The sequence below is a fragment of the Streptomyces sp. NPDC002574 genome, from assembly GCF_042889545.1.
Classification (GTDB): domain Bacteria; phylum Actinomycetota; class Actinomycetes; order Streptomycetales; family Streptomycetaceae; genus Actinacidiphila.
In genome coordinates, this window is record NZ_JBIARB010000001.1 from 670,649 (window position 1) to 683,823 (window position 13,175).

Genomic DNA, 13,175 nt, shown 5'->3' on the forward strand with positions numbered 1-13,175 from the left:
ACGGGACAATCATACGGGGTCGGAGGGGGTGGTCATGACCACCCCCCCCGACCCCGGGTACCGGCCGGGCGGGGCCTAGCGGAGCCCGAAGGCCCGGTCGATCTCCTGGTCGACCGTGCCGCCCCTGCCGTCGGAGGCGGTGGCGCGCAGCGAGACGAAGCCCCCCGGGTCGCGCGGGGTGCGCAGCTCCGCCGTCCAGCGGCCCGCTCCCGCGACACGGTGCAGGGCCGCGGGCTGCCAGGTCCTCCCGTCGTCGTAGGACACCGACAGGGACGCCGAGGTGGCGTGCGTCACCCTCTCCAGCCACTCCTGGGTGGCGGCGGACAGGCCGAGGGCGACCCGGCCGCCGGCCCTGACGTCACCGGCGCGGTCGGTGGCGACGTCGTAGTCCAGCTGCAGCAGCGGGATGTCCTGCTGCCAGGTGGTGCCGTCGTCGGGCACCGCACCGGAGCGGAAGCCCCACTCGGTGTGGCTGCGCACCGAGGTGCGCCAGCGGCCGGCGTCGCGGGATGCGTCCAGGACCAGGCGGTACGGGAGCACCTCGGCAGGCGCCGGGTCGAAGAGGGACAGCGCCCGGCCCGCGGACTTCCGCAGCAGGGTGTCGCCCTGGTACAGCGCGATGGAGCCGGTGTCGTACTCGTCGGCGGGCATGGAGCCGGAGTGCCCCGCGCCCGAGTCCGTCCAGGGCGTGATGTTGAACTGCAGGTACCCGTTGACGTCCCGGCTCGGGCCCCAGAAGCCCTGGCCGAGGCGCGGGCGCTGGACGGGCGCGAACCACTGCGTGCGGTAGTGGCGGCCGGCCGCGACGCGGTCGTCGCCGCTGCGCATCTCCTGCAGGACCTCGTCCTGCGGGCCGAGGACGGAGTGGTCCTCGTACCAGAAGGCGGCGCCGCGCAGCGGGGTCAGCCACTCGGTGCGCTCCGACGGGTAGCTCTCGCGCTCGGAGAAGCCGAAACCGGGGCCGTAGGCGGGGATGTTGTAGCGGAACCCGCCGCCGGAGGTCTTCGCCCCGCCGTAGTAGACGGCGTCCACGCGGGCCAGGTCGCGGTCGGGGTCGGGGGTGTAGGCCAGCGAGCGGTCCGGGACGGCGCCGTCGTGCTGGGAGACCAGGTCGTAGATCCAGCGGGGCTGGGCGCGCTGGGTGACGGTGAGCTTCCGGGCCAGCACGCGGTCGCGGTCGCCGCGCATGACGGAGACCACCGGCAGCCCGGCGTCGTCGCCGTAGACCTCGTTGAGCCGCCCGTCGCCGTCGTTGACGACGATCAGCAGCGCCGCGCCCGCGGCCGCGGCGTTCGCCGCCCGGTCCACCGGGGCGACCGCGTCCGAGCGGTCCACGACCACGGCCCGGCCCCTGGCGTCCAGACCCGCGTAGTCGGCGGCGGCGCCGTGGCCGGCGTACACGGTGCCGAGGCGACGTGTGCCCTCGTCCGGCGTGCTGCCCGGCTGGACGAGCACGTCGTCCACGGAACCGACGGCGATCTGCTTCTCGCGGAGCCGCCAGCGGGTCGAGAAGGTCATGGTGGCGCCGGTGACCTTGCCGGTCGGCTGGGCCCACAGGCTGTCGTACTTCAGGGGCACCTGGTAGCCGCTGCGGATGACGCCGCCGTCCGCGGAGACGACCGCGAAGTCCGTCTGGCGCTGCGAGTCGGCGGTGTCCTTCGGCACGGACGCGCTGACCTTCCGGGCCCGGCTCGCGTCGAGGGCGACGGTGACCGGGCGGTCCAGCACCGTGCGGGGCGCGGAGAGGAAGGCCAGGCCGAGCGAGTCCGGCCGGTCACCGGGGACGTCCAGGTAGGTGTACGCGGTGTACGCGCCCGGCGGCAGCCGCAGGGTGCGCTCGCCGTCGACGGCGTACGGGTACTGGTAGCTGTCGTTCTCGGCGCCCAGGTACACCCAGCCGGAGGCGGGCTTCCCCTCCCGGTCCTTCAACTCGACGGTGTAGTCGTAGAGTTCCCGCTCCTTGACCAGGGCGAAGCCCGTATGCGCGGCGAGCGCGCCGGTGGCGTGGTCGGTGGCGAGGACCTGCCCGGAGAAGGTGGTCGCCGGTGCCACCGACGACGGGTCCAGGCGCAGCGTCACCTCGGCGCTGCCGCCCGCCGGGACCGTGACGGACCGCGCGGACAGCGTGTACGCCGCCGCGTCGGTGTCGGTCGCCAGGTCCAGGGTGACGTCCTTCGTCCCGCTGTTGCGGTAGGTGACCGTACGGGTGGCGGCCGGGTCGTCCGCGCCGTGCGGCCAGTCGTAGAAGGCGGTCGCGACCGATCCGGTGGCCTGCACCGCGCTGTCCACGGCGTTCAGGACGTCGACGCGGCCGGTGCCCTGCTCGTACGGGGTGTAGTCGGTGAGCCGCTCCGACGTGCTCATCAGCGCGTCCTTGAGCTGCGCCGCACTCCACCCGGGGTGCCGCTGCTTGAGGACGGCGGCGGCGCCCGCGACGTGCGGGGTGGCCATCGAGGTGCCGGACATCGTCTGGTAGCCACCGCCGGGCTTGGCCGCCGTGATGTCGGAGCCGGGCGCGGAGATGTCCGGCTTGAGGCCGTAACTGCCGGTCAGCGGGCCCATGCTGGAGAAGTCCGAGCGCTCGTCGGACTTGGTGACGGAGGCGACGGTCAGCGCGGAGGCGGCCGAACCGGGCGCCCCGATGGTGAAGCCGGAGTAGGCGTTGCCCGCCGCGATGACGAAGAGCGGGCCCCCGTCTGCCGACAGGGCGTCAACCGCCCGCGCCATGGGCGCGGTTCCGTCGTCCGGCACGTCGGAGCCGAGGCTCATGCTGACCACGTCCGCGCCCTGGGCCTTCGCCCACTCCATGCCGGCGATGATCCAGGAGTCCTCGCCGTAGCCCGCGTCGGAGAGCACCTTGCCGACGAGCAGCCGGGCGCCGGGTGCCACACCGCGGTACGTCGCACCGTTTCCGGCCACGGTGGAGGCCACATGGGTGCCGTGCCCGTTGCCGTCGGCGACCGCCTGGTCCGGCACGAAGCTCCGCTCGGCGGCTATGCGGCCCCGGAGGTCCGGGTGGGTGTCGTCGACGCCGGTGTCCAGGACGGCCACCGTGCGGCCCGTGCCGTCGTAGCCCTCCGCCCACGCCTGGGGCGCGTTGATCTGCGGCACGGACTCCGCGAGGTCGGCGCCGACCCTCCCGTCCAGCCACAGCCCGGCGATGCCCCCGTCCAGCGATCTCGCCCTCGGCGCGGCCCCGGTGACGTCCCGCCAGAAGGTGCGCGCCCTGGCCTTGTCGGCGCGAAGCGCGGCGCCGTCGATGCTGGGCAGGCGCCGCGCGACCGTGCTGCCCGCGGGGGCGGTCACACCGGCGCGATAGGTCGCGATCAGCGGTACGCCGCCGGTGCGGGCGTCGTCGTAGCCCATCCCGGTCAGGGTGGTCACGTCGAACAGCCGCCGGTCCAGCTTCCCGGCGGCCAGCAGCGCCCCGGCCTCGTCCGGGACCACGAAGACGTGGTCGCCGCTCTGCTGGATCTGCACGCCCCCCGTCGCACCCTCGGGGCGGTCCACGGTGACGGTGTCCTGCACGGTGCCGGGACGGTCGGTGAAGTGCACCACGTCACCGGTGACGAGCGTGAGGTCGTGCGCCGCGGCGGGCGACGCGGCGGGCGCGGCCGGCGCCGCGTCCCGCACCGGGGCGGCCGCCGCGACGGCGCCGGGCAGCAGGAGGGCGCCGCCGACGAGCGCGCACGCGGTGGCGGTCGCGGTCACGACGGCATGACGAGCAGCCCGAACGGGACGCGGGCCACGGGCACTTGGGGGATGGGCGTATGTCATGCACAGGAGGTCTACCGGTGGGGCAACCGGTCACGCACCGCTTCGTCGCGGCGTGAATCCGCCGTGGCGGATACCCGCCGCCGCCCTGTTTCCGGACATGCTGAAGGGCCCGGCAAGAGGGGGGAGGTATGCCGGGCCCATCAGCGTGGGGGGAGGGGTGTGGCTCTTGGGGGGATGGTGGTGCGTTTTTTTGGGGGGGTGGTGCTGGGGGGTGTTGTCTTTGTGGGACGGCCCAGGGTGCTACCAGGCGATGTCGTTCGCGTGAGGGCCGGTGTTCTGCGCCGACCAGGCGATGTCACCGTCTGGAGCAGGCTGCGCCGATGCTGCCGTTGCGCCGATGAGCCCCATCGTGATGGAGGCAACGACGCCCAGAAGGAACCGAAGGGCGTTGCGGCGAATCGATGTCATGGCAGGCCTGTCCTGGGAGTGTGAGCTGGGGTGGTGCTTGGGGGTGCTGCGCCGGCTTGGGGGAACCGTACGACTGACTGAATTCTGTCGGACGCCGAGCCGGTGGTCTTCACTTTTCACGTTCCGGATTCGGACATGGCCCTATGCGGACACATGGGACCGGATGGCCCCCGATGGGTCCATACGCGAGCGGCGACCCTTAACCTGATCGAAGCCGGGGGTGACGTGAAGCATTGGGGGTGCGAGCAGTGACCGACGACCTTCTGCGCGCCCGGGCGCAGGAACTCTACGCTCTGGCGCTCGCCGACGCCGACTGGACACCAGAAAGCGTCTGTACGCTCACTGGCTGGTCACAAAGCGAACTCGACGCCGCACTGCACTCCTTGGCATCGCTGGGCCTGGCCGCACCCTTCTCGTCCGCGCGCAGCGGCTGGTCGGTGCACTCCCCCGCGACCGCGATGGCGCAGCTCATCGAGGGCAGCCGGCGCCGGACCGAGGAGATGGTGAACACCATCACCGACACCCATACCGCACTGAGTCAACTGGCGGCCGAGTTTCAGCCGGTGCACATGCGCCAACTCGCCGAGGCCCGCATCGAGGTGGCGGCCCAGCCGGCTCAGATCGCCGCGATCCTGGACGAAGCGGCCAGCACCGTCACGACCGAGATCCTCTCCATGCATCCCAGCGCGCTGCCCGAGGACCACCTCTTCGAGGCGGACGACCGCAACCGGGAGGCGCTCAGCCGGGGCATCGCGATGCGCTCCATCCACCTGGCCACCGCGGCGGCGGTGCCGCACGTCCGGGCCCATCTGCGAACCATGGTCAACGACGGTGGCGAGGTGCGGACCGCCGCCACGCTGCCCATGAAGCTGATCATCGTCGACCACACCCTGGCGATCGTGCCGCAGTTCGGACCGGACGCCAGGGACGACCGCGCCGGCGGCTCCGCCATGGTGCTGCGCAGCCCCGCGATGGTCGGGGTGCTGCGGCAGATGTTCGAGCACTGCTGGGCGTCCGCGTCGGACCTGTTCACCGACGACGTGGGCGCCGCGCCCGCCGCCCGGCACCGGGAGGTCGTACGGCTGCTGGCCTCCGGCCTGACGGACGAGGCGATCGGCCGGAAGCTGGGCCTGTCCGACCGGACGGTACGGCGGATCGTGGCGGAGCTCATGCAGCAGATAGGGGCCGACAGCCGCTTCCAGGCCGGCGTGAAAATGGTCCGCCTCGGGTGGCTGGACGACGACCCGACGCTGCTGGACGACGTGGTCGGGGGCACCCCCGGTGGTCAGGTAGGATCCTCTCTGTCGGTGAGCGCCGCTAGCTCAACTGGCAGAGCAGCTGACTCTTAATCAGCGGGTTCGGGGTTCGAGTCCCTGGCGGCGCACAGACACGAAGGCGTTCCTCCTCCGGGAGGGACGCCTTCGTTCGTCGGCCCCCCGGCCAACAGGCGGCATCCTTGGGGACTCGGTGCGAAAATATGCCGTAGCGACGAGGTAGGGGCTCCAGCGGGGCCCTGCCGGGGCGTACGAGGAGGCCATGCACGCACACGACGCAACGCCGCCCGGTACGGACAGGGAGGCCCGGCCACGCCCCGGGACCCCCACGCCCGGGGGCCTGCTCGACCTTCTCGGGGTCGCGGCGATGGTCCTCGACCGGCACGGCCGGATCGTCCTGTGGAGCCCCGAGGCCGAGCGGCTGTTCGGCTACAGCGCGGCCGACGCGCTGGGCCAGAACGCCGGGCTGCTCATGGTGGAACCCGCCAGGCTGGAGCTGGTCACCGAGCTGTTCAAGCAGGTCAGGGCGGGTGCGGTGTGGCAGGGCGTGTTCCCGATCGTGCACGCCGACGGCACGGTCCGTGACATCGAGTTCCGCAATATGCGCATGCTGGACGAGGACGGCGGGATCTTCGCCCTGGGGCTGGGCGCCGACCTGGGCACCGTCCGCCGGGTCGAGACGGACATGGGGCTGTCGAGCAGCCTGGTCGACCAGTCACCCATCGGGCTGGCGGTCTTCGACACCGAGCTGCGCATCGTGCGGGTCAACGAGGCCCTGGAGGGCATGTACGGCCTGTCGGCCGCGTCGATGCTGGGGCGCACGGTGCGCGAGGTCTCACCGGGAATCGACGCCGTGGGCATCGAGACGGCGATGCGGAGCGTCCTGGAGACCGGGGAGCCGCTGCTGGACCTGGAGACGGTCGGCCGCACGTACGCCGACCTGGGGCGGGACCACGCGTGGTCGATCTCGTACTACCGGATCGAGGACCCCACCGGGCGGGTGCTGGGCCTGGCCACCTCGGTGGCGGACTTCACCGAGCGGCACCACGCCGCGGAGGAGATCGCGGCCGCCCGCGGCCGGCTGGCGGTGATCGCCGAGGCGGGCACCCGCATCGGCACCACCTTGGACCTGCAGCAGACCGCGCGGGAGCTGGCCTCGGTCGTGGTGCCGATGCTCGCCGACATCGCCACCGTCGACGTGCTGGACTCGGTGATGCGCGGCGAGACGGTGTCCCGGGTGGCCTCCGGCGAGACCGCGGACTTCCGGGCCCTGGCGATCGCCGCGGCCGACCCGGGCGAGGCGATCGGGGCCGTCGACCCGGTGGGCGAGCCGGCCTCGTACCCGACCGACCGGCTGATCACCCGGGCGGTGCGGGAGGGGCAGCCGGTGGTGGTGCACCGGGTGAGCAGCCGCATGCTGCGCCGGATCGCCCGGGACGACCGGGCCGCCGCGCTGCTGCGGCGGGCCGGGGTGCACTCGTACCTGGCCGCGCCGCTGATCGCGCGCGGCGAGGTGCTCGGCGTGATCGGCCTCTACCGCACCCGCAACCAGAAGGCCTTCGACGACCAGGACCGCACCCTGGCCGTGGAGCTCGCCGCCCGGGCCGCGATCTCCATCGACAACGCGCGGCTGTACGCGGGCGAGCGGCTGGCCGCCCTCACCCTCCAGCGGAGCCTGCTGCCGCACGACCCGCCGACGGTGGACGGGATGGAGATGGCCACCCGCTACATACCCGCGGTCCGCGAGGTCGGCGGGGACTGGTTCGACGTGCTGCCGCTGAAGGACGGCAAGGTGGGCCTGATCGTCGGCGACGTGATGGGCAAGGGGCTGCGCGCCGCCGCGATCATGGGGCAGCTGCGCACCGCCACCCGGGCCTTCGCCCAGCTCGACCTGGCCCCCGACGAGCTGCTGCGGCACCTGGACGACATCATCGGCAGCGCCGAGGGGGACTTCATCGCCACCTGCGTGTACGCGGTGTGCGACCCGGGGACCGGCCGCTGCCAGTTCTCCACCGCCGGGCACCTGCCGCCGGTGCTGGTGCCACCCGGCGGTCGCGCCGAACTGATCGACATCCCGAACGGCGTACCGCTGGGCGTCGGCGGGATCGGCTTCCGCATGGTGGAGCGGGAGCTCACCGAGGGGACGGTGCTCGCGCTGTTCACCGACGGGCTGGTGGAGGACCGCCGGCAGTCCCTCGACGTGGGCCTGCGGGCGCTGATGCGCGTCCTCAAGCTCAAGACCCGCCACCAGACCCTGGACGAGACCTGCGACCTGGTGCTGGGCGCCCTCCAGCAGTCGGCGGACGACGACGTCGCCCTGCTGCTGGCGCGGATGGGTCCCGCCGCCGCGGGGGCGTAGCGACGGACCCCGTGGCGACCCGGCGGTCGCGTCCGGGTTTCCCACTGCCCGCCTTGTCTGTCTATGTTCGAAAGGTGAGGTCGCCACGACGGAGAAGGCCCTATACCGGCGGACCCGCCCTGCGGGTGCTCGATTCGGTCGTACCGGTCGGCAGCGGGATGCTGCTGCCACTGCTGCTGATCATCGGGATCTCGCTGAGCGACTGGCTGAGCGGCCCGCAGATCTACCTCGCGCCGCTGATGGTCATGGCGCCCGCGCTGGCGAGCGTCTCCACGACCTGGCGGCGCACCCTGGGCATCGGCGCGGCCGGACTCGTCGCGCAGCTGGCGCTGCTCCCGTACGACGAGGTGCGGCTGCCGGACACCGCCACCCTGCTGTGGGGGCAGCTCATCGCCTACGTCGTGGTCTCGTTCTTCGGCACCTACATCGCGTGGCGCTACGAGCAGGGCCGGCGGGTGTTCGCCGCCGTCCACTCGGTCGCCGAGGCCGCCCAGCGCGCGCTGCTGCTGCCGCCCGGGCCGGTGGTGGGCGACCTGCGGCTGGCGGTGCGCTACGTCTCGGCGGCCGACACCGCGCAGATCGGCGGCGACCTGTACACGGTGATGGAGACGCCGCACGGCGTGCGCGCGCTCATCGGCGACGTGCGGGGCAAGGGGCTGGACGCGGTGCAGACGGCGTCGGTGACGCTGGGCTCCTTCCGGGAGGCGGCGTACGACGAGGAGGAGCTGACCCGGGTCGCGCAGCGGGTGGACGCGAGCGTGGCGCGGCACATGTCGCCGGGTGAGTTCACCACGGCGCTGTTCCTGCAGTTCAACGACCCGGGACAGGTGGGGCTGCTGCACTACGGGCATGTGCCCCCGTTGCGGGTCGCCCCGGACGGCACGGTCGTCTCGCTCGACCCGCCCGATCCGTGGGTGCCGCTCGGGCTGTCCCAGTTCGCGTCGGGGGCGCCGCCCCGGCCGTGGCAGGAGGCGCTCGGCGCCGACGACGTCCTGGTGCTGTGCACGGACGGGGTGATCGAGGCGCGCAGCGCCGTGGACGGCTCGTTCTACCCGCTGGCCGAGCGCGCGGCGCTGCTGGCCGCCGGGTCGGCCGACGACCTCGACGCCGCCGTCGAACGGCTCTACGCGGACCTGCTGCGGCACACCGGCGGCAGCCTCTCCGACGACGCCGTGCTCATGCTGCTCGCCCGCTCCTGAACGACACCCCTGCCCGAGCGAATGACCGAACAGACGTCCCAAATCGCTCATTTGGCCGGTTAACAACTCGTTTCCCGCCTTGCGATCAAGACGGGCATTCGGGAAGGCTGTGCGCGCAGGACATGTAAGCGCCAAACGGAATCTATCCTCCCGAAACGGGAAGAGAGGGATCCGTTTCGGCGCCTTTGACCGAGCGGGGCCAAGGGGAGACGGCCCCGGCAAGGGGGGTGGGCCACCGGCGTGACCCAGCGCGGTCCGGTCGCCGACGAGCCGAAGCCGGCGTCGTCCGACCGGGCGGACCGCACACGCGTGTACACCCCGGGGGGCGGGGGGCCGCAACGCCCGGGACACCATCGCCGCGCGAGCGGCGCAGATGCTTCGGGGGGAGCATTCCCATGCCGCCGACACCGACCGGCGCCCAGCAGTACACCACCGACCACCCTGACGCCGGCGCGCCCGGCGCCGTACCGGTCATACCGCACCAGACCCGCCCCGGCCCGGTCCGGCCGCGGCCCGGCGCGGTGGCACCCCGGTACGACTACGAGCACTACAGCAGACTCGCCGGCCCGCTCACCGAACCGGAGCCCGGTGTCCCGTACCGGGTGCGCTACCGCAGCCTGCTCGCGGAGGAGCCCCACCGGATACGCGCGGCGCTGCTGCTCGGCGCGGCTCCGGTGCTCTCCGCGGTGCTGCTCACGTGGCTGCTGCAGCCGGCCCACTGGACCCGCCGGGCGAACGCGCCCGGCTGGATGACGGCCTGCGACACGGTGATGCTGATATCCATCGGCCTGATCGAGCTCTTCCGGCTGATCAACGTGACGTCCAACGCGCACGCGACGCTCGTCGCCCGCGACCCGGTGCCCGTGGTCCCCGAGGAAGGCACCAAGGTCGCCTTCCTGACCACCTTCGTCCCGGGCAAGGAGCCCCTGGAGATGGTGCGGGCGACCCTGGAGGCCGCGATCCGGCTCCGCCACCGCGGCACGCTGGACGTGTGGCTGCTGGACGAGGGGGACGACCCCGAGGTCCGGCGGCTGTGCGACCGGCTGGGGGTGCACCACTTCTCCCGCAAGGACGTCGAGAAGTGGAACCGGCCCACCGGCTCCTTCCGCGCGAGAACCAAGCACGGCAACTACAACGCCTGGCTGGACGCGCACGGCGACGACTACACGTTCTTCGCCTCGGTCGACACCGACCACGTCCCGCTCCCCAACTTCCTGGAGCGGATGCTCGGCTACTTCCGCGACCCCGACGTCGCCTTCGTCGTCGGCCCGCAGGTGTACGGCAACTACGACTCCGCCGTGACCAAGGCCGCCGAGAGCCAGCAGTTCCTCTTCCACGCCCTCATCCAGCGGGCCGGCAACCGCTACGGCGCCCCGATGTTCGTGGGCACCAACAACGCGGTGCGGATCAGCGCCATCAAGGGCATCGGCGGTCTGTACGACTCGATCACCGAGGACATGGCGACCGGCCTGGAGCTGCACCGCCGGCGCAATCCGGCCACCGGCCGCGCCTGGCGTTCGGTCTACACCCCGGACGTGCTCGCCGTCGGGGAGGGACCGTCGTCCTGGACCGACTTCTTCACCCAGCAGCTGCGCTGGAGCCGCGGCACGTACGAGACGCTCATCAAGCAGTTCTGGAAGATGCCCTTCACCCTGTCCCCGGGCCGACTGCTCAACTACACGCTGATGGTCGTCTACTACCCGATGACGGCGGTCAACTGGATGCTGGGCGGCCTCAGCTGCGCCCTGTTCCTGGGGCTCGGGGCGTCCGGCGTCCAGATCGACTCCGAGGTCTGGATGATGCTCTACAGCGACGCCGCGGCCCTGCAGATCGGCCTGTACGTCTGGAACCGGCGGCACAACGTCAGCCCGCACGAGCCCGAGGGCTCCTCGGGGGCGGCCGGCATGGTGATGTCGGCGCTGTCGGCGCCGATCTACGCCCGCTCGCTGATCGACGCCGTGCTGCGCCGCAAGAGCCGCTTCGTGGTCACGCCCAAGGGCGACTCGGCCAGCCCGGACCGGCTGCTGTCGACCTTCCGCACCCACATCCTGTGGACGCTCGTGTTCGGCGGGTCGCTGGTCGCGAGCTTCTTCAACGGCCACACCCACGTCGCGATGCGCACCTGGGCGGTGCTGGCGCTGCTGCTCGCGGTCGCGCCGATCGCCGTCTGGTGGCTGTCGTCCGCCCGTACCAGGAGCGCCGCCCGATGACCTACCGACCGAGCCGCAGACTGCGGAAGATCGCCGTCGGGAGCACCGCCGTGAGCGTCCTGGCCGGGATGAACGCGCCCGCGCTCTACAGCTGGACCGCGGCGACCTACCACGACTACAAGATCGACCAGCCGGAGTACAAGGCCGCCTACGGCCACTGGGAGCAGCTCGACGTCCCGAAGAAGTACCGGATCAACGCCATCCACGCCGCGCTGCTGCACACCGGGAAAGTGCTGCTCATCGCGGGTTCCGGCAACGACGAGACGAACTTCGAGGCCAAGTCGTTCAAGAGCGTCCTGTGGGACCCGGTGAAGAACACCTTCAAGGAGATCGACACCCCCAAGGACATGTTCTGCGCCGGCCACACCCAGTTGCCGGACGGCCGGCTGCTGGTGGCCGGCGGCACGGCCCGCTACGAGAAGCTCAAGGAGGCCGTGGACCGGGCGGGCGGCGCCATGCTGATCAAGAACGAGAACCCGGACACGCCCCGGACGTTCCCCCAGGGCACGGTCTTCGTCAACAACGAGAACGGCCGCACCTTCCGCTCGGAGTTCCCGGTCACCGTCCCGCGGGCGAAGAAGACCGTCGACAAGAGGAGCGGCAAGGTCACGGTCACCGCGGCCGAGGTCCGGGTCTTCGTCCAGTCGCTGGTCAAGGGCGAGGCGGGGATCGTCAACACCGCCGCCCAGTACGAGATCCGGGGCCTGGAGGGCCGGGACCGGAACAACCTCTACGGCCTGGCCACCAAGCTCGGCCTGGACAAAAAGGACTTCCAGGGGATCAAGGAGGCCTACGAGTTCGACCCGGTCGCCGAGCGCTACATCCCGGTCGACCCGATGAACGAGGCCCGCTGGTACCCCACCTTGGTCACGCTCGCCGACGGACGGGTGCTGTCGGTCTCCGGCCTCGACGACATCGGCCAGGTCGTCCCCGGGAAGAACGAGATCTACGACCCCAGGACGCGGAAGTGGACGTACACCACCACGCGCTACTTCCCGACCTACCCGGCGCTCTTCCTCATGCAGGGCGAGAAGATCTTCTACTCGGGCGCCAACGCCGGCTACGGCCCGGCCGACGAGGGCCGCGTGCCGGGCGTGTGGGACCTGCGGACCAACCGCTTCACGGCGGTGCCCGGGCTCCGCGACGCCAAGGACCTGGAGACGGCGAGCTCGGTGCTGCTGGCGCCCGCGCAGGACCAGAAGGTGATGGTGCTGGGCGGCGGCGGGGTCGGCGAGTCCCGCTCCTCGACCGCGCGCACCGCCGTGGTGGACCTGAACGCGGTCGGTCCGGCCTACACCGACGGCCCCGACCTGCCCGAACCCACGCGCTACCTCAACAGCGTGCTGCTGCCGGACGACACCGTCTTCACCACCGGCGGCTCCCGCGACTACCGGGGGCGCGGCGGCAGCGACATCCTCAGGGCGCAGATCTACGACCCGGTGCGCGACGTCTTCCGGGACGCCGCCGACCCGGCCGTGGGACGCGACTACCACGCCGAGGCGCTGCTGCTGCCCGACGGCCGGGTGGCGGTCTTCGGCTCCAACCCGCTGTTCGGGGACAAGGCCGACACCACGCCGGGCTTCTTCGAGCAGCGCGTCGAGATCTACACGCCGCCCTATCTCTACCGGGACTCCAAGCCCTCGCTGGGCGAGGGACCGCGGACGGTGGAGCGCGGCGGCTCGATGTCGTTCCCCACCCAGTACGCCGACCACATCGACAACGCGCGGCTGATCCGGCCGAGCGCGGTCACCCACGCCACCGACACCGAGCAGCGGTCGATCGCGCTGGACATCGAGCGCGGCAAGGGGTCGGTGCGGCTGACCGTGCCGCAGGACCCGTCGCTGGTGCCGCCGGGCTGGTACATGGTCGTGGTCACCGACGAGGAGGGCACGCCCTCCGTGGCCCGCTGGGTCAAGGTGTCCTAGCCGCTTCTCCCCTTCGGGGGCGG

Annotated in this window: 8 protein-coding genes and 1 tRNA gene; 6 read left to right on the forward strand and 3 right to left on the reverse strand. The window is 72.1% G+C overall.

Going from position 1 to position 13,175, the window contains the following annotated elements; all coding sequences use genetic code 11:
• Window positions 1-75 precede the first annotated feature (75 nt).
• From ACFYXS_RS03195 to ACFYXS_RS03205, 3 genes are all read right to left on the reverse strand, one after another.
• Window positions 76-3,777, reverse strand: a complete 3,702-nt coding sequence (locus ACFYXS_RS03195; RefSeq protein WP_389243186.1) for a S8 family serine peptidase — start codon at window positions 3,775-3,777, stop codon at window positions 76-78.
• A gap of 240 nt (window positions 3,778-4,017) precedes the next feature.
• Entirely contained in the window at window positions 4,018-4,185 is a 168-nt protein-coding gene (locus ACFYXS_RS03200; RefSeq protein WP_389243188.1) for a hypothetical protein, read from the reverse strand.
• Window positions 4,186-4,801: 616 nt separating this feature from the next.
• The gene (locus ACFYXS_RS03205) at window positions 4,802-5,356 is read right to left on the reverse strand and encodes a hypothetical protein (protein ID WP_389243190.1); all 555 of its coding nucleotides are present in this window, start codon (window positions 5,354-5,356) and stop codon (window positions 4,802-4,804) included.
• Here ACFYXS_RS03205 and ACFYXS_RS03210 point away from each other — a divergent pair.
• The 6 genes from ACFYXS_RS03210 (at window position 5,298) to ACFYXS_RS03235 (ending at window position 13,152) form a co-directional block, all read left to right on the forward strand.
• Window positions 5,298-5,534 (forward strand): hypothetical protein, encoded by a 237-nt coding sequence (locus ACFYXS_RS03210; RefSeq protein ID WP_389243516.1) that lies wholly within the window; start codon window positions 5,298-5,300, stop codon window positions 5,532-5,534. The two genes, ACFYXS_RS03205 and ACFYXS_RS03210, sit on opposite strands and share 59 nt — an antisense overlap.
• Window positions 5,497-5,569, forward strand: a tRNA-Lys gene (locus ACFYXS_RS03215). The genes ACFYXS_RS03210 and ACFYXS_RS03215 overlap by 38 nt, the downstream gene beginning before the upstream one ends.
• A 152-nt stretch (window positions 5,570-5,721) precedes the next feature.
• Entirely contained in the window at window positions 5,722-7,818 is a 2,097-nt protein-coding gene (locus ACFYXS_RS03220; protein WP_389243192.1) for a SpoIIE family protein phosphatase, read from the forward strand.
• A gap of 125 nt (window positions 7,819-7,943) precedes the next feature.
• A complete protein-coding gene (locus tag ACFYXS_RS03225) occupies window positions 7,944-9,017 on the forward strand; it encodes a PP2C family protein-serine/threonine phosphatase (RefSeq protein ID WP_389243194.1) in 1,074 nt (357 codons plus the stop codon).
• 395 nt (window positions 9,018-9,412) lie between these two features.
• Entirely contained in the window at window positions 9,413-11,227 is a 1,815-nt protein-coding gene (locus ACFYXS_RS03230; RefSeq protein WP_389243196.1) for a glycosyltransferase family 2 protein, read from the forward strand.
• The gene (locus ACFYXS_RS03235; protein WP_389243199.1) at window positions 11,224-13,152 is read left to right on the forward strand and encodes a galactose oxidase-like domain-containing protein; all 1,929 of its coding nucleotides are present in this window, start codon (window positions 11,224-11,226) and stop codon (window positions 13,150-13,152) included. Before ACFYXS_RS03230 ends, ACFYXS_RS03235 begins: the two co-directional genes overlap by 4 nt.
• Window positions 13,153-13,175 lie beyond the last annotated feature (23 nt).